Origin of the sequence: Alkalihalophilus pseudofirmus OF4, from assembly GCF_000005825.2 — a bacterium.
Classification (GTDB): domain Bacteria; phylum Bacillota; class Bacilli; order Bacillales; family Bacillaceae_D; genus Alkalihalophilus; species Alkalihalophilus pseudofirmus.
Genome location: NC_013791.2, coordinates 3020479 through 3047052, shown reverse-complemented (window position 1 = coordinate 3047052; position 26574 = coordinate 3020479). Strand labels below are relative to the sequence as shown.

Below are 26574 nucleotides of genomic sequence, written 5' to 3'. Positions count from 1 at the left end.
TATAGAAATAGAGAGATGACTGAGCAGGGAGAGACCAATGAAAAAATTTGATATCTTAACGCCAATAGGAGTATTTTTAGGAATAACGGTACTTCTATTGGCTGTATTCTCTAATTCAGGACCATCAGGCCTTATATTTTTTATCCAAATCGCTTCGATATTAATTGTACTTGGTGGACTTATAGCAGCACTTATTATTACTTTTTCTTTACCAGACTTAAAAATGGTTCCAAAAGTATTAAAGGAATCGGTCCAAACTGTTGATCATGATCTTGAAGGATTAATTCAAACCTTTGTTGATTTATCAGGTAAAGCTAGAAGAGAAGGTCTTCTTGCCTTAGAAGTAGGCCTTGAAGATGTAAGGGATCCCTTTATAAAAAAAGGGGTGCTTCTTGCCGTTGACGGCATTGAACCTGATGTCATTAAAGACATTATGATGGCCGAGGTTGTAGCTATGGAAGAGCGTCACCGTAAAGGGCGTGCGATTATTGAAAAAGCTGGAGAATATGCTCCTGCTTGGGGAATGATTGGTACCTTAATCGGGCTTGTGCTGATGCTGCAAAATCTAAATGACCCTGCCACACTTGGACCTAATATGGCTGTTGCGCTTCTTACGACCTTGTATGGTACTGTGCTTGCTAACCTTATTTTTCTACCAATGGCAACTAAGCTTGCTAATAAAACAGATGAAGAGGTTTTTGTTAAGCAGATTATTATTGAAGGAGTTATTGGGGTACAGTCAGGACAAAATCCTAAAATTCTAGAAGAAAAGTTAAGTGCTTTTACACGTGAGAAACAAAAGACGGAAGATGCAGGGGATGAAGACAATGAAGCGTAGGCGACGCCAGCAAGAGAAGGGCGCTCCAAAATGGATGGTCACATTCTCTGATATGATGACGCTTATTCTCGTGTTTTTTATCTTATTATTTTCAATGTCAGTTGTTGATGCTCAGAAGTTTCGTGCAATCTCTGAATCTTTTCAGCAAAGACAAGTTTTTGAGTTTTTTCCTTCTGCGATAGAATTTGAGAATCCATCGGAAGAATTCGGTGAGGAGTTTCCAAACCCTTTTGACGAGGGGGGTTTTAGTGAGGAAGGCTCTAATACCGATGAGGTCGATATGGATGAATTATTAGAAGAAGTCCAAGAGTTCCTAGAAGTGAATGAAATGAATGATGTGATCTCAGCGACAAGAGATGATCGAGGGGTTGTTCTTGTTTTACAAGAGCGGACCTTGTTTGAAACAGCAGAAGCTGAGCTGCTTGATTCTGCAGAGCCTTTCTTAGAAAAGGTGGGGACATTGCTTTCTGCCATACCTAATATGGTAAAAGTAGAAGGTCATACAGACAGCAGGCCGATTTCAAATTTTCGTTATCCATCAAACTGGGAATTGTCAGGAGCTCGTGCAAGCAGTGTCATCCGTTACTTAGTTGAAACGAATGATCTTGATCCAAAGCGATTTATTGCTACTGGGTATGGGGATACTAGACCTGTAGTACCAAATACGACAGTAGAGAATTTACAATTGAACCGCCGTGTGGTCATTGTTATTTCTGACCCTACATATTCAGAAGAAGACGCGTTTTAATGGACTGCCCGAGATATCATCTCGGGTCCTATTTTTTATTTACCTAATTTTTAATGAGGTGTGTATTTATGAAAGTAGCAGTAATAGGCGCAATGAATGAAGAAATTGAACGAATGCAAAAAGAGATGAGCGTTGAAGAAACGATAACCTTTGCAAAGGTTCCATTTTATGTTGGCAAGATGTGCGGGATTGATATCGTTCTGTGTAAATCAGGGGTAGGGAAAGTGAACGCTGCTTTAACTACACAAATTTTGATTGACCGCTTTGAGGTTAGTCATATTTTATTTACAGGCGTCGCGGGGGCACTTGATGAAAGCCTTGAAGTAGGTGATCTTGTTATTTCTACAAGTGCAATGCAGCATGACCTAGATGCAAGTCCATTAGGATTTAAGCGTGGTGAGATCCCTATGTATGACGGGGATTCGGATTTTAAAGCTTCTACACGCTTAGTCGAAATAGCTAAAGAGGCAGCGGACAGCCTCACGGATCGACAAGTTGTGTGCGGGCGTATTCTTAGCGGTGATCAATTTATTGCAAATAAAGAGGAAGTAAAACAGTTAAAAGAGTTATTTAATGGGGTTTGTGTAGAAATGGAAGGGGCTTCTGTAGCTCATGTGTCAGATATGAATGATGTTCCTTTTGTTATTATTCGCTCTATGTCTGATAAAGCAAATGGCGAGGCACAAATCAGCTTTCAGGAATTCACAGACATTGCCAGCGAGCAGTCTCATTTATTAGTAAAAGCAATGCTCAAGGAGTTAAAAGGATAGCGCTTCGCTATCCTTTTCTTGCTTTTGCTTTCATTTCATTGCGAATATGAAAAAGGGCTTTCTCTAATGTTTTTAAATTCTTTTCATTTATTTCGCTTTTTCTCGGAATAGTCGGAATAATTGAGGGGTGATCATTCCATGTAGAAGGCAATTGATTTTCAGCTTTAGGCTGCCACTTTTCTAACCATTCCTGTGGGATCGGCTTGTCTAGAATATCTCTTTGATTTGTCATCTCAAGCCAAATTAAAGACCAAGCTCTAGGTACCACACGCCACATATCATATCCGCCGCCGCCGACAGCAATCCATTTTCCATCACAGTACTCATGAGCAAGTTCATGGGCAAGTTTTGGAATAAATTCATAAGTTCTCATTGATGAACATAAATGAGTCAATGGGTCATAATGATGAGCATCGACACCATTTTGCGTTAATATCACATCTGGTTTGAAAAATTCAATGACTTCTCTGAAAGCTGTTTCATAAAGTTCGATAAAAGAATCATCTTCTGTAAAAGCATCGACAGGAAGATTAATAGAATAACCGTATCCTTTTCCAGAGCCTTTTTCTCCAACACTTCCAGTACCAGGAAATAAGTATCTTCCTGTTTCATGAATGCTTAAGGTACATACATCGGGATCATCATAAAAGGCCCATTGAACCCCGTCCCCATGATGAGCATCTGTATCAATATAGAGTACTTTTGCCCCGTATTTCTGCTTCATATATTCAATGGCGATTGAACTATCATTATAAATACAAAAACCCGAAGCTCGTCCTTTAAAGCCATGATGAAGCCCTCCGCCTAAATGAAGAGCGTGCTTGCACTGGCCGCTCATTACAGCATCAACTGCGGTCAATGTTCCCCCAACAAGTAGAGAGGCTGCCTCATGCATATTAGGAAAAAGAGGAGTATCTTCAGTGCCTAGTCCAAAATTAGAGGCAATTCCATTTGATAAAGTGCCTTGTCCTCCTTGTCTAACCGCATCAATGAAGGCAGGGTCATGAACAAGCTTTAATTCGTCTTCTGTTGCCATACGTGGTTCTATAATATGTTCTTTAGACAAGGAGCCGACACTTGTTAACAAATCATACGTTAATTGAAGCCGCTGATGATTAAATGGGTGACTTTCATTAAAGCGATAGGTCAGTTGTTTGTCTGAATAGATAAATAAAGATTCGTGTGTCATAAGTTCATCCCTGGTTGTTTTGGCCAGATCACTTCATAACCCGCTTGTTCAATCGCTTTAATGATACGTCTTGGATCCATCGTTTGCACCCTGAAAACAAGAATCTTATATTCAGGATTTTTATATGGATATACAAGAACGCTCGTAATATTGATATGCATCTCTTTAAAAATGGAAGCAATACTTGCAAGCATTCCGGTTTGATTCAAGACTTTTACTTCAATATGTGAACTTGGCTGATGAGCACCCATTAATTCAACCAGCGTATGAAGAATATCTGTTTCAGTAATAATCCCTCTTAATTCATCGTCATCTGTAACAACAGGCAGGCAGCCAATATTATTTTCATAGAAGATCGTAGATACTTCTTCTACAAAATCTAGTGGATGTGCCGTTATAACATTGCGCTGCATAATAGAAGAAACTGGCTTCAAGAAATCCTCTAAATGTTCGGTTGAGTGAAAAATAGAAGGGCTGGCATCTCTAATATCTCGGTCAGATATAATGCCGACCACTTTTTTTTCAGGTCCTTGAACAATTGGAATATGACGAATTCGATACTTATCTAACAATAGCATTGCATCTTTAATAGGAGTATCTTCTGTCAAAGTAATAACGTCGGTTTTCATTATTTCTTCTAAAATCATGGCTGTACTCACTCCTTTATGAAATAAAAGTAAGTCATTCTAGATTCCTGTATTAGTACATAAAGCGATTTTGAAAGCGCAGCTGATCAAACTGTTGGATCGAATCGGTGTCTATTCTCTTTCCAATACGAGCCATTAAACAGTTGGCAGGATGAGAACTGATTTCTGGATCATCTGTTGCATACCACTCGAGTCCACCAGCATTCATCATCTTTTCCATTACTTTTCGATATTGCCATACATCGAGGCCGCTTCCTTTTAAATCCCAATGCCAATAATATTCTGTTGTAATCACGATATAATCTTCCATCGCATCATCCATCATAGAAAGGCGCAGCAGGTTTTTTCCGACTTGTGCACCACGGTATTTTGGAGCAATTTCAATAGCTCCAAGTTCAATTAAATTTTCCATCTTTCCTTCTGACCAACGTTCCATCGGGTCAGGGTAAACAAATGTAACATAACCAACAATCGTATTTCCGTCGCGTACAACGTTAATTCGTCCCTCAGGCAGTTTTGCAATACCGATTAACGCTTTCTTTTGTTCAACTGAAGGTCTAAATGAAGTAAGGTCTTCATGAAAATCATAAGAAGCAATTTCTTCAGCTGAGATAGGGCCTTCAAGTAATAATGTCCCTTCAGAGTATGTTACTTCCATAGAGTAATACGTTTTAGGATGATCCATTTTTGTGTAACCACCTTTTGCCAAGCAGATTCGTCTTTATTATACATGATAACGTTATCAAGATGAGAGAGTTCAAGAAATTTTCCGAAATTATTCTATTTGATAAGTAAATTACGACAAGAATATACAAGAATTCCCTTTACTATTAATTTTAAATTGAATAAATTTTCAGTCTGTATTATAATAGAGTAGAAAATACATAATAGAGAGGAAGATGTATAATGAATGTGCAAGCGCTTCCATCTGAAAAAGGGTTATTTAATTTAGAAAATTACGATGAGGCTGCAAAGAATTTCGACTGGTCAACGGTTGAAAAAGAATTCTCTTGGAGTGAAACGGGCAATGTGAATTTAGCTTATGAAGCAATTGACCGTCATGCAGAGGGAACAAAGAAAGATCACGTAGCTTTATATTATAGTGATGCAAAAAGAGATGAAAAGTATACGTATAATGATTTGAAGATTCAGTCAAATAAAGCAGGGAATGTCCTTCGTGATATTGGCGTAGAAAAAGGCGATCGAGTATTTATCTTTATGCCTCGTTCACCGGAACTCTACTTCTCTATTCTTGGAACAATTAAAGTGGGAGCCATTGTCGGTCCGTTATTTGAAGCTTTCATGGAAGGTGCTGTACGTGATCGTCTTGAAGATAGTGAAGCTAGAGTACTGATCACAACACCTGCTCTACTAGAGCGTGTTCCTGTGGATGATCTGCCTAAACTTGAAAAGGTACTAATTGTAGATGAAGACGCAAAAGAAGAGGGTCCTTATTTAAACTTCTTTACTAGATTAAATGCTGCAAGCGAAGAGCTTGATATTGAGTGGGTAGACCGTGAAGATGGATTAATCCTTCATTACACGTCTGGCTCTACTGGAAAACCAAAAGGTGTCCTTCACGTACACAATGCTATGCTGCAGCATTATCAAACGGCTAAATGGGTTCTTGACCTTAAAGATGAGGATGTATACTGGTGTACTGCTGACCCGGGCTGGGTAACTGGTACATCATACGGGATTTTTGGTCCTTGGCTCGCAGGGGTAACTAATGTTGTTCGAGGCGGACGATTTAGTCCGACCGACTGGTACGACACATTACAGCGCTATAACGTATCAGTGTGGTACAGTGCTCCTACTGCATTCCGTATGCTGATGAGTGCTGGAGATGAGCTTGTAAAACAATACGATCTATCTTCTCTTCGCCACATCTTAAGTGTTGGGGAACCGCTTAACCCAGAAGTGGTTCGTTGGGGTATGAAAGTCTTCAACTTACGTATTCATGATACGTGGTGGATGACTGAAACTGGAGCTCAGCTTATTTGTAACTACCCATCTATGGAAATTCGTCCAGGGTCTATGGGTATGCCGATCCCAGGAGTAAAGGCTGCTATTATCGATGACCAAGGAAATGAATTGCCTCCTAATCGCATGGGGAACTTAGCAATCCGTAAGGGCTGGCCTTCAATGATGCGTGCGATCTGGAACAACGAACCTAAATATAAGAGCTATTTTGAAATTGATGGCTGGTATGTATCAGGGGATTCCGCTTATATGGATGAAGACGGCTACTTCTGGTTCCAAGGACGTATTGATGATGTCATTATGACTTCTGGTGAGCGTGTAGGACCATTTGAAGTAGAAAGTAAGCTTGTTGAGCATCCTGCTGTTGCAGAAGCTGGTGTTATTGGTAAGCCAGACCCTGTACGTGGGGAAATCATCAAAGCATTTGTAGCTCTTCGTGAAGGATATGATGTTACTGATGAGCTTCAAGAAGATATCCGTAACTTCGTTAAAAAAGGTTTAGCAGCACACGCTGCTCCTAGAGAGATTGAATTCCGTAAGAGCTTGCCTAAGACACGCAGCGGTAAAATTATGCGTCGCGTACTTAAAGCGTGGGAACTTGATTTACCGACAGGTGATCTGTCTACAATGGAAGATTAATAAGCTGCACCGCTTGCCTTAAGGCAAGCGGTGTCTTTGTTGTATAACATCTTTCTAGACCCCAGCGCCAGCGATATGAGGGACAAAAAGAGCAAACTCAATTTGAGTTTGCTCCTCTCGTTTAATCATCATCTGTTGGCTCTTCTGGATCTCCAGGTTCTTCTGGGGGCGGTTGATTCCCGTTTCCATTGCCATTCCCGTTTCCATTGCCATTCCCGTTTCCATTGCCATTCCCGTTTCCATTGCCATTCCCGTTTCCATTGCCATTCCCGTTTCCATTGCCATTACCATTACCATTACCATTTCCATTGCCGTTCCCATTTCCATCACTCTCACCATTTCCACCATCGTTATCATTCCCTCCATTTTGCTCGGAAGGAGGATCTTCGTCTGGTTCGCTTGGTTCAGTATCTGGTTCATCGGGCTCAGATGGTTCAGGTGCATCTGAATAATCGGCACCTTCAGCTTGAGAGGAAGAGGTTGATTCTCTCCCAGCTGTATCGATTGCAGTAACATAATAAGCAAATGATCCACCGTTTACTGTATAGCTTGTAGAACCATTGCCTTTCACATGCCCTACACGCTCAAAGCTGCTGCTGCCGTTAGCCGCTCGGTAGATACGGTAACCGACAATATCATTATCAGGATGCTTAGACCATGATAATGTTTGACCGTTTAATGATACTCCGCTGACTGCCCCAGGGGACCGTCCGTTATTTGGTGCATCTCGATCAGGGACAACCCCTTGCATAGAGTCAGGTAAATATTCACCTATATTGCTGACCCCAAAGACTGTATCAGGAACGGTCACTCCGACATCTGTAAATTCTTGCGGAGTCGAATCAAGTGCTAAATAGTTTTGACTGTTTATCGTAACATATCGTGCACTATCTAAATTATCTCCAGAACCAGGCTGGAAGTTAACATTAAATAAGTCTGACCGAACGAGTCCTGCTTGCTCACATAATGAGGTAGGAGCTTGACCTGTAATGCTGCAGACAGATCTGCGCACAATTCCTTCAGGCATAGCAAAGCTTTCACTTGGAGCTAATAAATTTGGATTTTGATCATAAGCAGCATTGGCGATGTTAGCCCAAATACGCTGCGTCCTAGGACCATAACGTAACCCATTCACGACTCTATCGATCGGCTGGTTTTGACGGTAACCAATCCATACGCCAAGTGTTACATTAGGGTTTGTAGCCACAAACCAAGAATCTCTGAATTCACCGGTCGTACCTGTTTTCCCAGCCCAATCAGCTGAGAATTTTAAGCGGCCGGGTACCGAGCTTGCTGTACCGCCAGCTCGCAAAACATCTCGCATCATATCAATGCTCAAATAGTTTGTTTGAGGTGTAAATACATTTACTTGTTTTATCTCGTGTTCAAATACTATGTCGCCGTCTGCTGTTTCAATTCGTTCAATCATAAACGGATCGGTTCGATTTCCTCCGTTGCCAAATGTTGAAAAGGCACTTGTATTTTGCTCTACTGTGACATCAAAGGCTCCCCCAAGAGCGGCAGATTCATAAGGCTGACTCTCATCATTAGGGGTGAATCCTAGATTAATCATCGTTTCTCGTAGTTGTTCATGTGGAACTCGTTGGAAAGAACGAACAGCAGGTATGTTACGAGAACGAGCCAGTGACTCACGGACAGAGATTAAGCCAGCATAACTATTATCAAAGTTAGAATAAGGTTGTCCACCGCTATATGTGGCAGGCGTATCAGGAACTACGATGCCTGGCTGAATTACTCCAATTTCTAAAGCAGGCCCATAGGCTAGCAATGGTTTCATGGTAGAACCATTTGAACGGTAGGCTTGAGTCGCGTAATTGTAATGGTTTGTTGTTTCGCCTTCCCCGCGTCCACCTACAAAGCCTTTAATCGCTCCTGTATGATTTTCAATTAAGACAGCCCCGACTTCTTCTTGATCATCACCCTTTTGTGGACCGAATAAGGAGTGGTCATTAACTGCTTCTTGCATCGCATTATATACATTTTTATCTATTGTTGTATGAATTCTAAACCCTTTTCGTCTTAGATCTGCATCTGCTTCAGAGCGAAGATCAGTAAGAAACAATTGGCGCTCATCGCCTTCTAGTTCATTCAGCTCTTCTTGATGTTCTTCAAGTTTTTGACTGTAGAGAATATCACTAGCACGTCTCATCACTTCATGTGTTAAATACGGATATTCTTCAATCGGCGATGGCGTACGGTCTGTTAAATTTTCACGTAAATCAAATTCTAATGCTTCTTCGTATTCACGGTCGTTAATAAATCCACCCTCATGCATTCGTCTAAGTACGGTTTGCATACGATTTAACCCCGGATCTAAATTCTCCTTCACCTCACCATTCCCGGTAAAAGGAGTGTAACCGAATGGACTTTGGGGTAAACCAGCTATGAAGGCTGCTTGCGGAATGGATAGATCTTTGGCATCCACACCGAATAACCCTTGTGAAGCTGCTTGAACACCTGCTACTTGTCTGCCAGATGCATTACGTCCGAAGGGAACGACATTTAAGTAAGCTTCTAAAATTTCTTCTTTTTCAAGAAAATGCTCTAGCCGCATAGCCAGTAAAATTTCTGTTGCTTTACGGTCAAAAGAGACTTCACTCGAAAGAACTTGCTGCTTAATTAACTGCTGAGTGAGTGTACTTCCTCCAGTTTGAACAGATGAATTAGCAACTTCTTGGAATGTAGCTCGCAAAATCGCTTTAGGAACTATTCCTTCGTGTTCAAAGAAGTGCTCATCTTCTGTTGCAATTACTGCGTTCTTGACATGGTCCGACATTTGATCTAAAGAAACCTGATGTCGTTCAAGCTCAGTAGGGAGCTCACCCAAGTACGTATCATCGGCAAAGAACAGCTGACTGGTTTCTTCATAGTCATAGATGTCTGTTACCATCTCATCTGGTGACCGAAGAGGCTCATCTTTAACTAGAGAAGCGAAATATCCAGCGGCAGTTCCCCCTATGAAAAAGATTGACATCAATCCCACGATCATAACAATTAGGAATAAATTCCAAAACACTTGGTATGTAATGCCGATCTTTCGAAAGACTTGTTTTTCATGTAATGACTCTGAAAATAACCTCAGTTTTTGTTGCATTTGAGAGTAGAAACTCTTCATAGCAAACCTCCTTATTAAGTTCAAAGGCCTATAGTATCAGGCATTATAGCTAAAGAGATAATGTGTAAAATAATCGCATCTATAGCTAGAATATCAGCAATATTATAGCATAGGTTTACATAGGATGATATGTTTTTACAAAATCTAAGAAAGTCTGCGATTGACAACAAAAATAGAAATGTGGTAAAAAGAGAACAGTATATGTAAACAGCTTTGAAGGGTCGGAGTAGGTACTGTTTTACTTTTTAGAGAGCTGATGGCAGGTGGAAATCAGTAGGGAAGCAGTATTCGAATTACAGCCTGGAGCCAATTCTTGCGTAGCAAGAACGGTCATACCGTTATCATGTTGAGTGGAAGTTTATTTAGTGATAGCTTCAACAAGGGTGGTACCGCGAGAACCTCGTCCCTTTTTTGGGAGGAGTTTTTTTTATGTCCAATTTTAGATTAGATGCTTATTTCTAACATGATGAAAAAGGGTTATTTAAATAAAGGAGGCAGCATGAAATGAGTGAAGAAACGAAGTTAACACTAGAACAAGAACAAGAGGTAGAACGTCAATTAGAGATTCTAAAACGTGGCGTGGTAGAAATTACCCCAGAACATGAATTAAAAAAGAAGATTGAAAAATCGGTTCGTACAGGTAAGCCGTTAAAAGTTAAGCTAGGGATGGATCCGTCTGCGCCTGATGTTCACCTTGGACATACGGTTCCCCTGCACAAGCTGCGTCAATTCCAAGAACTAGGTCATGAAATCCAAATGCTTATCGGTGACTTTACCGGACGAATTGGTGATCCTACTGGGAAATCTGAAACTAGAAAGCAATTAAGTGATGAAGATGTAAAACGTAATGCAATGACGTATGTAGAGCAATACGGAAAAATTCTCGACATGGAAAAAGCAACGATCTATTACAATTCAGAATGGCTCAAAGCTTTATCATTTGAGGATGTTATCGGTCTATCTGCTAATATGACAGTAGCTAGAATGCTTGAGAGAGATGATTTTGAGAAAAGATATAAATCTGGTCAGCCGATCTCCATTCATGAGTTCTTCTACCCATTAATGCAAGGATATGATTCCGTGGCGTTAGAGTCTGATATTGAAGTGGGAGGAACGGATCAAAAGTTCAATCTTTTAATGGGACGTACACTTCAAGAGGCATATGGCAAAGAGAAGCAAGTAGCTATGACTTTGCCGTTAATTGAGGGGCTTGACGGAGAAAGAAAAATGTCTAAATCCCTTAACAACTACATTGGTATTGATGAGTCGCCAAATGAAATCTTTGGTAAATCGATGTCGATTCCAGATGAATTAATGATTAAATATTACAAGCTGGCAACAGATATTCCTATGGATGAGATCAATGCTCTAGAAGAAGGGATCAAGAATGGTTCAGTACACCCAAGAGATGCAAAGATGAATCTAGGTGCTAAGTTTGTGGAAATGTACCATGGAAAAGATGCTGCTGATGAAGCAAAGAGCTACTTCCAAACAGTTTTTCAAAAGCGTACCCTCCCAACAGACATCCCTGAAGTGAAGTGGAGCGGGGAAGACGCTGTGTGGGTTGTTGAGCTGCTGGTTGAATTGAAGATGATGTCTTCTAAAGGAGAGGCACGTCGTATGGTTCAAAATGGCGGTGTTAAAGTAAATGAAGAAAAAGTAGAAGATGTTCAAGCCCAAATTAAAATAGAAGATGGACTAATCGTTCAAGTAGGTAAGCGTAAATTTGCTAAGCTTGTAACACATTAATAGAAGATAAAAAAAGAAGAACGGGGAATGCGTTCTTCTTTTTTATTTAGTCAAATAAAAAAGACTCCGGGAGATCCCAGAGTCTTTTTTGAAGCGATTAACGAGAGTAGAATTCAACGAATCACTCAACCCTTGATATACCAACGCTTACACCAGTGTTATTCAGAAGTGGCCCCACTTTTGGCCCCACTTAAACTTTCTGAGAATAATTGAACAGTTTCTTCTTCTAGGTCCAGAAATGTATGACCGTATATATCTAATATCATTTGTGGCGTATTTCCTAGCCGTTCAGCAACTACTTTTACACTCGCAGCACGTTTACTTTGGCTGAGTAAAAGAGTTGCGTGAGTATGTCTTAACCCATGTGGAGTGATTGGTTTTATGCCAGCTTTTTTAACCACTCGCCTTAAAGAATAAATAACACTATTATCGGTGATTGGTTCACCAGTTTGATAAGAGAGAAATATAAAGTCATCATTCTTCAAATGGTGTCCAAACTTTTGTCTAGTTTCTTTACACCAATTTTTATACACTATTAATTGTTGTACTAGAACTTCATCAATTAAGATCGTACGATAACTATTTTGGGTTTTGGGGGTTCGTACTCCTTTATTGTCCCTTGTTCGTTCCACGGTTAATGTTTTCTTGGTGAAGTTAATATTATCCCATTGTAGTCCACAAGCTTCACCACGTCGCAAACCAGTGTATGCTAACAGTAAAAAGAAAGTGTAATTTGTGATGTTTTCATGCTCTTTTGCAGTGGCTAACAACTTATTCAACTCGTGCGCTTCTAAAAAGTTTTCGTTTATATTCCCTTTCGTAGAAAGAAGTTCAGACTTTTCATCGCGAATTGTAATTTTGGTGAAGCGATTTCGTGCTAGTATTTCATCGTCTACAGCTGCATTAATTCCAATCTTAAATAATCGATGAAAAAGCTTTACAGTTTCGACTTTATACTTTTTGAGTAGCGGGTTAATAAACGCCTGTTTGTATGTTGTTTTGTCCAGTTTTTGAAGTTTGTAATTGCCTAATAAGGGTTTGATCTGAAGTCGAATAGCCATTTCCCGTTGCAAGCGTGAGGTAGGCTTCCAATCCAGCTGATGTGTCTCGAACCAAATGTCAAACCATTCAGCAACGGTGTAATTAGAAAACTCTACTAATTTAATTGCACCTTGAGCAGTATTAGTCTTTACTTCTAATAATGCTTGATATGCTTCCTTTTCTGAAAGGAACCCCCGCTTCTTTTTCTCTTTACGCTTTCCGAAAGAATCATAATACTTATGACGAAACATCCAGCGCTTTTCACCTTTATCGTTTATGGAGTAATAAAGTTCGGGGTCTTTTTTAGATTTAGTATACTTCATATTCCTATCCTTTCTTTGGCATGGGCGAAGGGATAGAAAGAAGTAAGAGAATAAAAAAGGTTCTATCTATATGTATCTTCATTTGCTTCTTACTAATTAAGTATAATTGAACAGATTGAAATTGTCTTCAAGAGTTTGTTTTGATAAATAACTCTATAAATAAAGAAAAGGAACTTCAGTTAAGAAGTTCCTTAAATGTAGAGCGTTTAAAAGATGTGGTTAAATTACCTTAGTGGAGGATAATATATCAGTAAAAATTATTGCTGTTTCTCGCCGGCGTTTCGGTAAGACATGGTGATAAGTTTCATCTATTTCTCTTACCGTGTCTCCTAGTCTATCTGCCACATCTTTTGTACTAAGTCTCATTTCACTATCGTTTAATAAAATTGTTGCGTGAGTGTGTCTAAGTCCATGTGGTGTAATCCTTTTAATGTTTCCCTTTTCTACCACTCTATCTAAAGCATTATTGATAGTATTATCTGATAGGGGTTCTCCTGTTTGATAAGAAATAAAGATGAAATCATCAATTTTTAAATGTTTTCCAAATGAAAGTTTCGTCTCTTTACACCAAGTTCTATATTTACTTAACTGGTCAATAACAGATTTGTCAATATCGATTGTACGATAGCTATTAATTGTCTTTGGGGGACGTTTCCCTTTATTATCCCTTGTCCTATCCACAGTAAGTTTTTGATTTTCAAAATCTATATCATTCCAACGCAGGCCGTTTGCTTCACCTCTTCTTAGTCCAGTGTGAGCTAAAAGGTAAAGTAAAGAATAGTTAGTGATATTTTCACTTTCTTTTGCCGTCTTCAACATTCTAATCAAGTCATGAGGCTCTAAATAGTTTTCTTGAGCGTTTTCAATGAAGTTTTTTTCTGTTTTATTTTGAACTGTGATTTTGGTAAAACGATTTTTAGGAATAATTTCTTCTTCAACAGCTGCATTAATGCCTATTTTAAAAATCTTATGAAATGTCTCTACTGTACTAGATTTTTTACTTTCAAGAAGTTTATTAACGAACTCTTTTTTGTAGATGGATTTACTTAAATCAGCTAATTTATAGTTGCCAAGGAGTGGTTTAATATGCAGTCGTATAGCCGACTCTCTTTGGATACGAGTACTAATTTCCCAATCTTTGCTGTAAGTTTCAAACCATGTATCAAACCATTGAGCAATTGTATAGTTAGAGAATTGAACCTGTTTGAATGCCCCTTTTAGTGTATCAACTTTTAATTTTAACAGAGCTTGGTATGCTTCTTTCTCCGTATCGAACCGTTTCTTTTTCTCTTTTCGTTTCCCATATTGGTCGTAATATTTATGACGGTACATCCATTTCTTTTTTCCGTTTTCAAAGTAGCAATAAAGTTCTGGGTCTTTTTTTGACTTGTGCAGTTTCATTTCTTTTCTTCCTCTCTATGATTTTGGTTAATTAAGCTACAATATGATACTTTGAGATTTTCGGTATTTTAACCCCTCGAAAAAATTTTTTTTGTTTATTAAAGCTATTCGAATAGGAAGTTTGCGGTGGTAATATGCTTTTAGCAAAATCCAATGCTGCAGTAGAAGTAGATAAACAAGTCTAAAAGAGGGTGAGATTGTGATTGCACAAGCAAACGTAAATATTGAATTGGATAACAAGTCCATCGAGCAATACATTCAAAAAAGAATTGATGTACAAATAGATGAAAGTTTATTTTTGGTAGATGTTGAAACCTTGAGTAAAAAATGTTCTATGTCTCGTCGTTTCTTAGAGGAGGAATTTTTAAAAGATCCCCGATTTAAACTAATTGAAAAAACGAAGGTTAGAAAAAGATTTTATTATTGGGAAGAGGCAAAGAGGGTTATAGAAGAAATAATTGAGGAATGGTAGTAACAACTTTATAGGATGATGTAAGGAACACTATGAAAAAATAGCTCTGAACACATTAAAGAGATTGGTGAAAAGTGGGAGGTGTTGAAAGAAGCTTTATTAATAGGTCTCAACAAAAAAAGAACAGTTAATCTAGGAAGGACACTATACAATGTATATCAGGTTTCGATGGATGATATTATCGAGATTAATCGTGTAAGAGAAGTAAATTAACAATAAGGATATTTTTAGTGTGAGCAAAGTTTGTAGATGCTTTGCTCACTTTTATTTATCAAAAAGTTCTATAGAGTTTGTTGTTTCAATAATGTATCTTATCTCTTTGCCTTTTTAATAAGAAATATAAACTTAATCAATAATTTTGGATTTTTTGGTATACTTTAGGAGGATATTCTACAGGAATGGTGTTGAGAACCCAATGAGTGAGAATTTAGAGATATTAAAGTCAAGAGAATACATAAAGGGAAGATTTCGAGTTAGTGTAGAAATCATATTTAAAATGGTTAAAGAATTAGAAGGTGACAATTACCAAAAATATATAATGGATATGCCACATATGATAAACAGCCCTATGGAAGATGCAATAAGATATAAATTTATTGTTTTAGCTCACTAGTGTTGCATTAATATTATTTCAAGATTCAAAATACACCCAATATTCAAATTTCAGTTCATGAGCGCACAAAAAAATCCTTTACAATGGAAGTACAGGTGGTTCCTGCCCAAATCCAACGTAAAGGATATCCGCTATGGACAAGAATACACGATTATCTTCATTTGGTAAATGGGTTGCACCCATAAATATGAAACTTTTTGATGAACAAGTAAAAAAAGATGGACTAGATAAGTATAAGAAGAAATTATCAACGTCCTCTTTTACAAAACTATTTCTCTATGCACACTTGAAACAAGTGGAAAGCCTTCATGCGTTGAATGCAGAACTAGCCGATGAAAACTTACAGAAAGAACTGGGGATCAAATCAATCAGTGTTTCTCAGCTTTCTCGTAAAAACAGGGCTATAGATTCATCGCTGTTTTCCATCGTCTTTCTTGAATTAGTTCGGCAGATTCAGATGAAAACCAACCAATATCAGTCACCATTTCCTTTAAAAATTATTGATTCAAGCACCCTGCCGCTAAATCTCACCCGTTGTAACTGGGCTACATTTCGGAAGAGCAAGGGTGGTGTCAAACTTCATCTTAGATTAGTTTTTGTCGATCAAGATACGGTCTATCCTGATAAAGCGGTTATCACAAATGCCGTTGAACACGATCGGAATCAATTGGAGATTCTCGTTGATGACAAAGATGCCATGTATGTGTTTGATCGTGGATATATCGACTATCAACGGTTTGATCGCTACTTTGATGAAGGAATCTTTTTTCTCTCAAGACTGAAAAAGAATGCCGTCATAAGAGAGGTTGAATCCTATTCTTTACCTGAAGGAAGTCCGATTACAACGGATAAAATAGCGTACATCGGTACAACACAAAAGCGTACTGAAAATGTATTTCGAATCCTTGAAACAGTTGATTCCAAAGGGAATCCAATACGTTTAATCACGAATCGCTTTGACTTAAAAGCGGAAGAAATAGGCGATCTATACCGTTCAAGATGGGCAATAGAGTTATTTTTCAAATGGTTAAAGCAGCACGTCGAAATCAAAACATTTTTTGGATACAGCGAACAAGCTGTACACAATCAAATTTTCCTTGCGTTAATTACGTATTGCCTCAATGTACTCGTTCAACTTGAAGCCAAAGGAAAACCTACATTATTACGGATTACCCGATGGCTCAAGGCAACTATGTGGAGACCAGCAAGAACATGGTTCAGGTTCATTGAGCAAAGAGGAAGTCCGTAAACATGTACTAGTCGATGTTGCTTAAGTATTAAATGTATATTTTTACCAAATGGTCAGTGCCACCTCTCGCTTTGGATTGTCTTTTTAGCTCATTTACCAGAGTGAAATATAGACAGAATATTCTTACTATAATTATAGGGTTTTATGCAACACTAGTGGTTTTAGCTGAATTATTTAAAAGGTTTGCAAGGGCTATAAGTTATACCTATTTTAGATACGATCCTAATACTACAAGTGAAGAAAAATATCACTCGATGAATATGTACCTTTTGAGCGATGAGGATTTAGTCGAAGAAATAGGAGGAATTTTAAACAATCGTAATGATTTGGCCCACATTTTTATTGATGATATTTTAGACTTCATTGATAATAATTTTTTTGATATGGCCAAAAAAGCAGTTATGTTATATGAGGTTATAGAAAAATATGTAGAATATGTTAATAAGTATGATCCTTCAAAGACCAGAATTAGAAAGATTTATCTTGAATAAGACACTCGTAAAGGGCGGCTTGTTCAACAATTTTTCAACATCCTGACTAAATATTTACTAAGCAGGAATAGGTTTAGAATTATCGAATGGGTACTTAAGAATTTTTCTAGTAACCCATAAGGAGAATATGAATGGAAGCAACACTTTTTATTGATGAAAGCGGAAATACTGGAACAGATTGGTTAAATGATAACCAGCCATTTTTTACATATGGAGGGTGGCTTGTTCCAAATGTGAAGCTAGATTTGGTCGAAACCTACTTGAATAGTATTATATCAAAAGAACAAGCTGTAGAACTTAAATCAAAGAATGTCTTTAAGAGAACAGGTGGTTTGGAGTTGTTTGCTAGTATTTATCATAAATTGATTGATGAATTTTCTGCCATTCCTTTTTTTATAGTTGCTGATAAGAAGTTCATGGTAGCTGCTAAAATCGTCGAGACTTTTTTTGATTGTGAATACAATCCTTATGTAAATGAATATTTAACTCATCCTGTAGAATTAAAGAAGGCTTTAGCAAATTGTATATTTAATCATCAAGATAAAACGATACTAGAATCCTTTGCAATTTTAATTAAGAATGGAACTATTCCAATTGATAAATTAAGTAAAATTAATTTAGGTCTAATATCAATATTTGAAAAAGAGGGACATCAACAAGTTGCAAATTCACTGAGAAATCTTACGGAAGAAAATTATCTTAGTATGATTGATGAGTTTGAAACTGTTACTAAAAACGGAACTTTTAAAAATAGAATTACTTTAACTCAAACAATGTTGCTTGAGATATTAAGAAATGTAGAGATATATTCTAATAACAGAAATATTTCGGTAAGAGTTTATCATGATAGTCTTCGAGGGTATTCAGAAATTTTTAAAGAAATAGAAGAGGTCTTTTTCAAAGAAGAACCACCAATTGTATATAATAATAATGATGTTATATGGCTTAGTAGATTCCCCCACATTAAGTCAATCACTGTAAGGAATTCTATAGAAGAGCCTTGTATTCAAGCAGCTGATTTAATGTGTGGATTTACATCCAAATATTTTTATTTAGTTTCTCAGATGAGCCACTTAAAGAAAATTGAAAAAGAACTTCTTAAATCACTTGTAACCGTACATGATTTTTACATTAAAGAGAAAGCAACCGTATGGAATTGGTATGCTCCATACAATTTTGAAAGGAAGTTTATATTATCACTTAACCCCAAAGCCAATATGCAAGCAAAGGATTATCACATGATTATTAAAAGAGACTTTGATAAGGCAATTAAGAATAATAGAAGATGGAATCTGCAACAAAATGATTTCTTTGATTTTCATAAGTGAAAATAATCCTCATACCTTAAATTACACAAAGGCATAATAATGTGTAAAAACTTGAATTTAAATGGGTATGTTTAAATTACTTCTGACCGTTATTATGAATTAATTAAAGCTTTTTGGACTGAACTTTTGGTGTTCAGTCCATTTTTATGCTTTCTTTGCTCAAAGAGTCACTCTTATTAAGTATCTGATTATGGTAACTTTATCTCGTTTAATAGGCGTCGTAATTCATTCAAACGTGGGTAAAGAATATCTTTATTCCCTTCAATAAATCCTTTTACCAATTTTCTTTTGTTAAGGTTCAGCAATTTTACATCCTCTGATACAACAGTTTCTCCCTGAAGATCAGCCAAAACGTTTGCAAGAAGAATGTTGAGGTCAATGAGTCGGTGCAAAGGTAATTCTTCACTTTGTCTGCTCCACTTGCCTGTGCTTTCGTCGCCAGTTGTATGTCTCCAAACCTTAGCGGAAATTTCATCATCGTTCCATTGTGCGTTACCAATCGTTAAAGCCTGTGCATCAGTAGTGTCAGGATTATTTTTTCCATCCTTCTGATTATAATTATCAATTGTATAAACAGGCTTATGAGCTAAATGACGAGGTGCTTCCATATTAATCACTCCTTACTTCTGTTAAGTACATATTACTAAATGATTCAGTAAAACGTCAAGTAATTAAATTAGTAAAGAAATTAGTGATTGATTTAGTAATTTTCTTAGTAATGATATAAATGAAGATTTTGTTGAATTAATTAGGTTTAGTATAAGATTGATAGTTGTAGCGTGTTCAATACTTCAAAGTATTGAACATTATTTCCTAGTGCTGTAGATTAGGCTGTTAAGCCTAATCAATACTTATGTTCAAAAATATGTGCTTTATATTGGTGAGGCAAAAATTTTATCGGTAGAATAGACTAGTAGGTTTTTCCAAATGTAAGTTAGCACTAGTTGAAAATTACCTCCGTCTGCTGAGGATTCTAGCTAACATTGATAAAGCTTTTAAGAACTACTCAATAAATGTAAAATGTAAATATAAATATATTTAAAGGATGAGAAAACATGATTAACTTTCAGGATAAAGTAAGTTTTATTTGGTCCATTGCAGAGATTTTGCGAGGTCCATACAAGCCAGAAGATTACGGGAAAGTAATTTTACCATTAGCTGTATTGCGCCGTTTTGACTGCGTATTAGATAGTACAAAAGAAGAGGTATTAGCTTCAGCAGAAAAGTTTGCTTCTATGAATGAGGAAGCACGAGAGCCAATTTTAAACCGTGTAGCAAAACAAAATTTCCATAATACAAGTAAATATGATTTCAACAAATTATTAAGTGATTCAGATAACATAGCTGATAACTTGCGTGATTACATAAATGGTTTTTCAAAAACTGCACGAGATATTATGGATCATTTTGATTTGGAACGCCAGATCGACAAGCTAGAAACAAACAATCTGTTATATTTAACGATTAAACGCTTCAGTGAAATTGATTTGCACCCAGAAGTAGTGTCTAACGTAGAAATGGGCTACATTTTCGAAGAATTAATACGTCGCTTCAATGAGAATGCAGAAGCTGGGGACCACTACACTCCACGTGAAGTGATTCGTTTAATGACGCATTTATTATTCTTGCATGATGATGCAAGTATTTTAACAAAGCCCGGTTTAACACAAACACTATATGACTGCGCAGCGGGTACGGGGGGCATGGGGTCTGTTGCTCAAGAATATTTAGCAAGTGTAAACTTTTCCGCGCAATTAGAGTTCTTTGGACAAGAAATCAACGGTGAATCGTATGCTATCTGTAAAGCGGATATCTTAATAAAAGGTGCGGATGCTAAGAACATTCGATTAGGGAACACGTTATCCAATGACCAATTCCCATATGATAAATTTGACTATTTAATTAGTAATCCACCTTATGGGGTAGATTGGAAATCTTATCAAAAGCCTATTGTTGATGAACATGAGAAGCAGGGGTTTAATGGTCGTTTTGGTCCCGGTACACCGCGCACAAGTGATGGACAATTTTTATTCTTATTGAACTTATTGTCTAAAATGAAACCTGTCACTGCTGAAAATCCACAAGGGTCACGGTTAGCGATTATTATGAACGGCTCTCCATTATTTACAGGGGATGCAGGATCAGGGGAAAGCGAAATTCGTAAGTATGTGTTAGAAAACGATTTAGTAGAAGGCATTGTCGCATTACCAAACGACTTATTCTATAACACGGGGATTGCCACATATATTTGGATTTTAACGAATAATAAAGCACCATTACGTAAAGGGAAAGTAGAGTTAGTCAATGCAGTTGATTTCTATAAGAAAATGAAGAAAAGTATGGGAAGCAAACGGAATGAAATCACAGAAGAACAAATTAATAATATCGTTAGTTTATATGGAGATTTCCAAGAAGGAGAATACGTAAAAATCTTTGATAATGAAGATTTCGGTTATGCCAAAATTACAGTAGAACGTCCATTACGCTTAAATTTCCAAGTAAACGAAGAACGGATTGTAAAGATTACAGAAGAAAAAGGGTTCATGAATCTTGCGACATCAAAGAAAAAAGGGGAAGCGGGGCTTAAAGAAATCGAAGCAGGAAAAGAACTGCAAACACAAATTATTAAAGTATTGCGCAACTTAGCTAGTGATGAGATATATAAAAACCGTGAAGCATTTACAAAAATATTAAAAGATGCATTTAAAGAAGCAGAGATTACAGTAGGTGCGCCAGTATTAAAAGCCATTTTAAATGGTCTTTCTGAAAAAGATGAAACAGCTGATCCTTGTATTAAAAACAAAACAGAGATGGAACCGGATACTGACTTACGTGATACAGAAAATGTACCGCTTAGAGAAAGTATTCATGATTACTTTGAACGTGAAGTATTACCGCACGTTCCAGATGCATGGATTGATGAAACAAAAACAAAAATTGGCTATGAGATTCCATTTACTAGACAATTCTACAAATACAAAGCGTTACGTGGCTCACAAGAGATTATGGAAGAAATACGCGTGTTAGAGGCAGAGATTGCTGAGCAGTTAGAGAAGGTGATGGGATGAAACCATTATTTGAATTAGAGAGAAACAATGTCAATTACGATTGGCAAGTTATGAAAATTAAAAGAGTATTAGACATACCTATTACGGATGGACCACATGAAACACCTGAATTATTAGAAGACGGTGTGCCATTTCTATCTGCAGAATCAGTTAAAAACGGAAATCTAAATTTCGATTTAAAAAGGGGATATATTTCTCAAGAAGATCATGAAAAATATATTAAGAAGTGTAAGCCACAAAGAGATGATATTTTCATGGTTAAATCAGGTGCAACTACTGGTAATATTGCAATGGTAGACACTGATGAGGAATTTAGCATTTGGTCTCCTTTAGCACTAATTCGTGCAAAAAAAGAAATAGTAATTCCAAAGTATCTATACTATTTTGTTGGTTCTCTGGCTTTTAGAGAGCAAGTAGAAGTTAGTTGGAGTTACGGTACACAACAAAATATTGGCATGAAGGTTATAGAAAACTTGTTTATTTCTATACCTTCATTGGAAATTCAAAAAAGGATTGTGAGATACATTGAGTATAAAGTCAAAGATATTGATATATTAATCAAGCAAAAGGGAAAATTTATTAAATTACTTGAACAACAACGTCAATCAATTCTTACAGAAGCTGTTACAAAAGGGTTAAATCCGAATATGAATATGAAAGATTCTGGAGTTAAGTGGATTGGTGAAATCCCAGAGCATTGGGAAGTAAAAAAAGTTAAGCATTTCGCTATTCATGTAGGGAGTGGAAAAACACCTTCTGGGGGGGCAGAAATTTATCTTGATGAAGGTATTCCTTTTTTAAGAAGCCTTAACGTTCATTTTGATGGTATTCATTTAAAAGACTTAGCTTTTATCTCAGAGGAAATCAATGAAGAAATGAAAACTTCTCAGGTCCAACCTTTAGATATACTGCTAAATATTACAGGTGCATCTATTGGAAGAACAACAATTGTCCCTAAAGATTTTGGTAGAGCTAATGTGAATCAACACGTTTGTATTATTCGTTTAAACCAAAATAAGGTTTATCCATACTATTTCAATATGTTGATGGCTTCTGATGTTATTAATCAACAAATTTGGTTTGCACAAAATGGTAGCTCACGAGAGGGTTTAAACTTTGCTCAAGTAAGAGAGTTGATTTTTGCAATTCCTCCTACTTTAGAAGAACAAAGAGAGATAAATGAATGGATTTACAATAAGCAAATGAAGATTTTTAATTTGATTAATCTAGTTAAAGAACAAATCGAAAAGTTAAAAGAATACCGCCAATCTCTTATATACGAAGCAGTAACAGGAAAGATTGATGTGCGTGAGTTGGAACTTGATTAAGTGAGGTGAGTATAGATGGCAGTGGATACGTCGGAAAAAGGATTTGAAACGAATATTGAAGCAGCATTAATTGCAAATGGTTATAAAAAGCGAGTACTTGAAGGAGAGGCAAGTGCGCTTTTTAAACAATATGCTATTGATGTAGAAGAGTTATTTGCTTTCTTAGAAGATACGCAATCAAAATCTTTACGTGCATTAGAAAAGTCCTATGGACCAAATTATAAAGAGCAGGTGTTAAAGCGAATTGTAGAGCAACTAAAAACATCCAAGCAAGGGCTTGTGGAATGTTTACGAAAAGGGATTAAAGATCGTGGTGTGACATTAAAATTTGCTTACCATAAACCAGCTACAACGATGAATCAATTAACGAATGAGTGGTATTCGAAAAATCGTTTTAATGTTGCCCGTCAAGTCTACTATAGCGATAAACATAATAATAGCGTAGATATGGTGCTGTTTTTAAATGGGCTGCCGCTTATTGTAATGGAGTTGAAAAACCCATTAACAAACCAGACAGTCGAACAAGCGATGAAGCAATTAAAGTTTGATCGTGATCCAAATGAGCGGTTGTTTAAATTTAATGAACGTGTAGTGGTGTACTTTGCGGTTGACCCAGATGAAGTATTTATGACGACAGAGCTGAAAAAAGGGAAAACGTATTTCTTACCATTCAATAAAGGAAATCAAGGTGGAAAAGGAAATCCACTTGTATATGAAAACTACCGTACCCATTATTTATGGGAAGAGATATTGGCACCTGATAGTTTATTGGATATTTTATTTCGTTTTGTCTTTATTAAGAAAGACGATATATTAGATTCAAACGGTGATACAATTGAGGAACGCAAAATGTTAATATTCCCTCGATTCCATCAGTTAGATGCAGTGCGGAAACTTGAAGAGGATGTAAAAGTACGTCTTGTAGGGCATAATTACTTAATTCAACATAGTGCAGGTTCCGGAAAAACAAACTCAATTTCATGGTTAGCCCATCGTTTAGCAAAGCTGCATGACGAAAATAACGAATCGATTTTTAGCAGTGTCATCGTAATTACAGATCGCCGTGTATTAGATAAGCAATTACAAGATGCTGTATATCAGTTAGAGCATAAAGCGGGGATGGTTGAGCGTATTAATAAAGATTCTGCGCAGCTTGCTAACGCGATTAATAATGAAACACGTATTATTATTACCACTCTACAAAAATTCCCATTCATTATGGAAAAAGTAGCGGGAATAGATCGTAAAAAGTATGCAGTGATAATTGACGAGGCACATTCATCACAAGGTGGAAAAGCATCAACGGCATTAACGAATATTTTATCGGACAAGACATTAGAAGATGCCTACAATGAAGATCGTATTGCAGAAGAAAATTTAGAGTCTCTTGATGAACAAATTATCGAAACCATTATGAAAAGTGGTAAGCAAGATAATGTATCGTTCTTTGCTTTTACTGCTACACCGAAGCCAAAAACATTAGAGAAATTCGGTACACTTGGAATGGATGGAAAACCACGTGCCTTTCATGAGTACACGATGCGTCAAGCCATTGAAGAAGGTTTTATTTTAGACGTTTTACAAAACTATACTACATATAAAACCTTCTGGAAAATTGCCAAGACAATTGATGATGATCCAGAAGTATCAAGGAAACAAGCTACCAAAAAGCTAGCTCAGTATGTGTCATTGCATCCACATAGCATTGCACAGAAAACGGAAATCATTATCGAACATTACCGGAATTTTGTAAAGCGTAAAATTGGTGGTCGTGCAAAGGCAATGGTGGTCACAGCGAGTCGTTTACATGCAGTGAGGTATAAAATAGCTTTTGATAAGTACATTGATGAAAAGGGTTATGATGATTTAAAAACAGTCGTAGCGTTTTCAGGTACTGTAAAGGACGGCGAAATTTCTTATACAGAGCCGGATATGAACAAATTCTCTGAAAAAGAATTGCCTGAAAAGTTTAATTCAGATGAGTATAAAGTGTTGCTAGTGGCAGAGAAATATCAAACAGGCTTTGATGAACCATTGCTTCATACTATGTACGTAGATAAACCGTTAAGTGGGATTAAAGCTGTACAAACATTATCTCGTTTAAATCGTACTTGTCCGGGTAAAGAAGATACATTTGTTTTAGACTTTGTAAATGAGCAAGAAGATATTAAGGCATCGTTCCAACCGTATTATGAGTCAACAAGTCTTTCGGAAGTTACAGATCCCAACATTTTATATGACTTACAAGGTGAATTAGAGCCATATCAAATCTTTACGGAAGAAGAAGTACAGAAGGTAAATGAGTTAGAACTAAATGGCGGTTTAAATAAATCTACATCAGCACAAACTGCGCTAAATGCAGAAATTGATAAAGGTGTGGAACGTTATAAAAAACTTTCAGCAGGAGAGCAAGAGGCCTTTAAAGCAGCTGCAACAAAGTTTACTCGTACGTATGGGTTCGTTTTACAAATTGCAACGTTTATCGATGTAGACTTACACAAGTTATATATCTATTTAAACTACCTACTACGGAAGCTTCCGCGTGACAAAAACGATAAAGACGTGTATTTAGCAGATGATGTGGCACTAGAATACTACCGCAATCAAAAAGTATTTGAAGGGAGCATCGAGCTTGAAAAAACAGGTGGCGTGGAATTAGATCCACAAAGACATGGTGCTGGTGGAGCAGTAGAAGATGAGAAGACTAAGTTGTCTAGTATATTGGAAAAGTTAAATGACCGATTTGGTACAGAATTTACTGAAGAAGATTTATTGTTTGATGAACAAGTAGTGTCAACGATGACAAAGAGTGAAGATGTACAAGTAAGGGCCAAAAACAATTCATATGATAACTTTAGATTAGCAATGAAAGAGCGTATAATTGATTTTGTTATCGACCGAATGGAAGCAAATGAAAAATACACTCATAAAATTTTAGGCGATCAAGAATTCCAATCATACTTTATTGATAAGATTATTGCGGAAGTATATACAGAGATAAACGCTGGATAACTTTATAAGAATTAGCAAAACAAAAATGTAGGATGGTTTACCAACCCTTCATTTTTATAGTAGAAAAGGTAGAGTGCGAAAATAGCCATTATCACGCTCTTCTATTAAATTTCTCACAAACTATATAATTTTAATTTAGTTAATAGTTTGTGAGAAGATGTATTATGCTAAGAATATTATCTAAAAAAACTAGAAACCCGCTCATTAATTTGGGCGGGACTTTTTAATATGTGGATTCAATAAATCATGTATTGTGTGAAGGTGTCGAGTCTGAATGGTAAGATATAGAAAGTAGCTAAGGTAAAGGTTGAAATAAATAATTAAGAAAGGCAAGGTATTAAATATGAAAGAAAGAAAGAAAATTATAAATTTGAATAAATGGCCAAGAAGTATTAATCATAAAAAATCAATGAACCAATTAATTGAAGAAAGGAAACAAAATAGGGAAGAAAAAATAAAGCAGATTGAAAAAGAAGCAAATGATTTATTGAAAGAACTAGAAGATTAGTTGTTAGAGTTCGTCACGATAAAGTCATAGAGTTAAATGGA

21 protein-coding genes and 1 other annotated feature are annotated in these 26574 nt (G+C 36.8%); of the genes, 14 read left to right on the top strand and 7 right to left on the bottom strand.

Annotation, left to right across the window (positions count from 1 at the left end):
* The first annotated feature begins 37 nt into the window (after positions 1-37).
* From motP to BPOF4_RS15310, 3 genes are all read left to right on the top strand, one after another.
* Complete coding sequence (gene motP / locus BPOF4_RS15320; RefSeq protein WP_012960104.1) at positions 38-838, top strand: flagellar motor protein MotP; 801 nt, start codon at positions 38-40, stop codon at positions 836-838.
* Positions 828-1586, top strand: coding sequence for a flagellar motor protein MotS (gene motS / locus BPOF4_RS15315; protein ID WP_012960103.1), 759 nt, complete (start codon positions 828-830; stop codon positions 1584-1586). Before motP ends, motS begins: the two co-directional genes overlap by 11 nt.
* 68 nt (positions 1587-1654) lie before the next feature.
* Complete coding sequence (locus BPOF4_RS15310) at positions 1655-2356, top strand: 5'-methylthioadenosine/adenosylhomocysteine nucleosidase (protein ID WP_012960102.1); 702 nt, start codon at positions 1655-1657, stop codon at positions 2354-2356.
* Positions 2357-2363: 7 nt separating this feature from the next.
* Here the strand turns inward: BPOF4_RS15310 and BPOF4_RS15305 are convergent, their stop codons facing one another.
* The 3 genes from BPOF4_RS15305 to BPOF4_RS15295 are packed head-to-tail and all read right to left on the bottom strand — an operon-like array spanning position 2364 to position 4877.
* Complete coding sequence (locus BPOF4_RS15305; protein ID WP_012960101.1) at positions 2364-3545, bottom strand: acetoin utilization protein AcuC; 1182 nt, start codon at positions 3543-3545, stop codon at positions 2364-2366.
* Positions 3542-4192, bottom strand: a complete 651-nt coding sequence (locus tag BPOF4_RS15300; RefSeq protein WP_012960100.1) for an acetoin utilization AcuB family protein — start codon at positions 4190-4192, stop codon at positions 3542-3544. The genes BPOF4_RS15305 and BPOF4_RS15300 overlap by 4 nt, the downstream gene beginning before the upstream one ends.
* Before the next feature lie 52 nt (positions 4193-4244).
* A complete protein-coding gene (locus BPOF4_RS15295; protein ID WP_012960099.1) occupies positions 4245-4877 on the bottom strand; it encodes a GNAT family N-acetyltransferase in 633 nt (210 codons plus the stop codon).
* Between the two features lie 221 nt (positions 4878-5098).
* Here BPOF4_RS15295 and acsA point away from each other — a divergent pair, with 221 nt between their 5' ends.
* Positions 5099-6814: an acetate--CoA ligase gene (acsA, locus tag BPOF4_RS15290; RefSeq protein WP_012960098.1), complete on the top strand. Its 1716-nt coding sequence runs from the start codon at positions 5099-5101 to the stop codon at positions 6812-6814.
* 121 nt (positions 6815-6935) lie between these two features.
* On the opposite strand, the gene BPOF4_RS15285 is transcribed toward acsA, so the two are convergent.
* Positions 6936-9950: a transglycosylase domain-containing protein gene (locus BPOF4_RS15285; protein ID WP_012960097.1), complete on the bottom strand. Its 3015-nt coding sequence runs from the start codon at positions 9948-9950 to the stop codon at positions 6936-6938.
* A 204-nt stretch (positions 9951-10154) separates the two neighbouring features.
* Positions 10155-10361: a binding site (T-box leader), on the top strand.
* Positions 10362-10454: 93 nt separating this feature from the next.
* Here BPOF4_RS15285 and tyrS point away from each other — a divergent pair.
* Positions 10455-11699 (top strand): tyrosine--tRNA ligase, encoded by a 1245-nt coding sequence (gene tyrS, locus BPOF4_RS15280; protein WP_012960096.1) that lies wholly within the window; start codon positions 10455-10457, stop codon positions 11697-11699.
* A 158-nt stretch (positions 11700-11857) separates the two neighbouring features.
* Here tyrS and BPOF4_RS15275 read toward each other — a convergent pair whose 3' ends face one another.
* Both BPOF4_RS15275 and BPOF4_RS15270 read right to left on the bottom strand, forming a co-directional pair.
* A complete protein-coding gene (locus BPOF4_RS15275; RefSeq protein ID WP_012960095.1) occupies positions 11858-13063 on the bottom strand; it encodes a site-specific integrase in 1206 nt (401 codons plus the stop codon).
* 219 nt (positions 13064-13282) lie between these two features.
* On the bottom strand, positions 13283-14464 hold the full coding sequence (locus tag BPOF4_RS15270) for a site-specific integrase (RefSeq protein WP_012960094.1): 1182 nt from the start codon (positions 14462-14464) through the stop codon (positions 13283-13285).
* Between the two features lie 199 nt (positions 14465-14663).
* Here BPOF4_RS15270 and BPOF4_RS15265 point away from each other — a divergent pair, with 199 nt between their 5' ends.
* The 5 genes from BPOF4_RS15265 (at position 14664) to BPOF4_RS15245 (ending at position 18617) form a co-directional block, all read left to right on the top strand.
* Positions 14664-14936 (top strand): hypothetical protein, encoded by a 273-nt coding sequence (locus BPOF4_RS15265; RefSeq protein ID WP_012960093.1) that lies wholly within the window; start codon positions 14664-14666, stop codon positions 14934-14936.
* Between the two features lie 358 nt (positions 14937-15294).
* Complete coding sequence (locus tag BPOF4_RS15260) at positions 15295-15549, top strand: hypothetical protein (protein WP_158305578.1); 255 nt, start codon at positions 15295-15297, stop codon at positions 15547-15549.
* A 133-nt stretch (positions 15550-15682) separates the two neighbouring features.
* Positions 15683-16798, top strand: a complete 1116-nt coding sequence (locus BPOF4_RS15255) for an IS4 family transposase (protein WP_012957436.1) — start codon at positions 15683-15685, stop codon at positions 16796-16798.
* Positions 16799-16830: 32 nt separating this feature from the next.
* Positions 16831-17289, top strand: coding sequence for a hypothetical protein (locus BPOF4_RS15250; RefSeq protein WP_218959096.1), 459 nt, complete (start codon positions 16831-16833; stop codon positions 17287-17289).
* A 131-nt stretch (positions 17290-17420) separates the two neighbouring features.
* Positions 17421-18617: a DUF3800 domain-containing protein gene (locus BPOF4_RS15245; protein ID WP_012960090.1), complete on the top strand. Its 1197-nt coding sequence runs from the start codon at positions 17421-17423 to the stop codon at positions 18615-18617.
* Positions 18618-18805: 188 nt separating this feature from the next.
* On the opposite strand, the gene BPOF4_RS15240 is transcribed toward BPOF4_RS15245, so the two are convergent.
* Entirely contained in the window at positions 18806-19225 is a 420-nt protein-coding gene (locus BPOF4_RS15240) for a DUF6530 family protein (RefSeq protein WP_012960089.1), read from the bottom strand.
* Between the two features lie 447 nt (positions 19226-19672).
* Here BPOF4_RS15240 and BPOF4_RS15235 point away from each other — a divergent pair, with 447 nt between their 5' ends.
* The 4 genes from BPOF4_RS15235 (at position 19673) to BPOF4_RS22480 (ending at position 26533) form a co-directional block, all read left to right on the top strand.
* Positions 19673-21685 (top strand): type I restriction-modification system subunit M, encoded by a 2013-nt coding sequence (locus BPOF4_RS15235; RefSeq protein WP_012960088.1) that lies wholly within the window; start codon positions 19673-19675, stop codon positions 21683-21685.
* Positions 21682-23013 carry a restriction endonuclease subunit S gene (locus BPOF4_RS15230; RefSeq protein WP_012960087.1) on the top strand — a complete coding sequence of 444 codons (1332 nt, stop codon included), beginning with the start codon at positions 21682-21684 and terminating at the stop codon, positions 23011-23013. The genes BPOF4_RS15235 and BPOF4_RS15230 overlap by 4 nt, the downstream gene beginning before the upstream one ends.
* A gap of 15 nt (positions 23014-23028) precedes the next feature.
* A complete protein-coding gene (locus BPOF4_RS15225) occupies positions 23029-26025 on the top strand; it encodes a type I restriction endonuclease subunit R (protein ID WP_012960086.1) in 2997 nt (998 codons plus the stop codon).
* A 343-nt stretch (positions 26026-26368) separates the two neighbouring features.
* Entirely contained in the window at positions 26369-26533 is a 165-nt protein-coding gene (locus BPOF4_RS22480) for a hypothetical protein (protein WP_012960085.1), read from the top strand.
* Positions 26534-26574: the final 41 nt, after the last annotated feature.

Bases quoted from the DNA above. Each gene is read 5' to 3' on its own strand.
- BPOF4_RS15230 (WP_012960087.1), top strand. From the start codon at position 21,682: ATGAAACCATTATTTGAATTAGAGAGAAACAATGTCAATTACGATTGG.
- BPOF4_RS15300 (WP_012960100.1), bottom strand. From the start codon at position 4,192: ATGATTTTAGAAGAAATAATGAAAACCGACGTTATTACTTTGACAGAA.
- BPOF4_RS15255 (WP_012957436.1), top strand. From the start codon at position 15,683: ATGGACAAGAATACACGATTATCTTCATTTGGTAAATGGGTTGCACCC.
- BPOF4_RS15310 (WP_012960102.1), top strand. From the start codon at position 1,655: ATGAAAGTAGCAGTAATAGGCGCAATGAATGAAGAAATTGAACGAATG.
- motS (WP_012960103.1), top strand. From the start codon at position 828: ATGAAGCGTAGGCGACGCCAGCAAGAGAAGGGCGCTCCAAAATGGATG.
- BPOF4_RS15270 (WP_012960094.1), bottom strand. From the start codon at position 14,464: ATGAAACTGCACAAGTCAAAAAAAGACCCAGAACTTTATTGCTACTTT.
- BPOF4_RS22480 (WP_012960085.1), top strand. From the start codon at position 26,369: ATGAAAGAAAGAAAGAAAATTATAAATTTGAATAAATGGCCAAGAAGT.
- BPOF4_RS15305 (WP_012960101.1), bottom strand. From the start codon at position 3,545: ATGACACACGAATCTTTATTTATCTATTCAGACAAACAACTGACCTAT.
- BPOF4_RS15285 (WP_012960097.1), bottom strand. From the start codon at position 9,950: ATGAAGAGTTTCTACTCTCAAATGCAACAAAAACTGAGGTTATTTTCA.
- BPOF4_RS15275 (WP_012960095.1), bottom strand. From the start codon at position 13,063: ATGAAGTATACTAAATCTAAAAAAGACCCCGAACTTTATTACTCCATA.
- BPOF4_RS15245 (WP_012960090.1), top strand. From the start codon at position 17,421: ATGGAAGCAACACTTTTTATTGATGAAAGCGGAAATACTGGAACAGAT.
- motP (WP_012960104.1), top strand. From the start codon at position 38: ATGAAAAAATTTGATATCTTAACGCCAATAGGAGTATTTTTAGGAATA.
- BPOF4_RS15225 (WP_012960086.1), top strand. From the start codon at position 23,029: ATGGCAGTGGATACGTCGGAAAAAGGATTTGAAACGAATATTGAAGCA.
- BPOF4_RS15240 (WP_012960089.1), bottom strand. From the start codon at position 19,225: ATGGAAGCACCTCGTCATTTAGCTCATAAGCCTGTTTATACAATTGAT.
- BPOF4_RS15250 (WP_218959096.1), top strand. From the start codon at position 16,831: ATGTATATTTTTACCAAATGGTCAGTGCCACCTCTCGCTTTGGATTGT.
- BPOF4_RS15235 (WP_012960088.1), top strand. From the start codon at position 19,673: ATGATTAACTTTCAGGATAAAGTAAGTTTTATTTGGTCCATTGCAGAG.
- tyrS (WP_012960096.1), top strand. From the start codon at position 10,455: ATGAGTGAAGAAACGAAGTTAACACTAGAACAAGAACAAGAGGTAGAA.
- BPOF4_RS15295 (WP_012960099.1), bottom strand. From the start codon at position 4,877: ATGGATCATCCTAAAACGTATTACTCTATGGAAGTAACATACTCTGAA.
- acsA (WP_012960098.1), top strand. From the start codon at position 5,099: ATGAATGTGCAAGCGCTTCCATCTGAAAAAGGGTTATTTAATTTAGAA.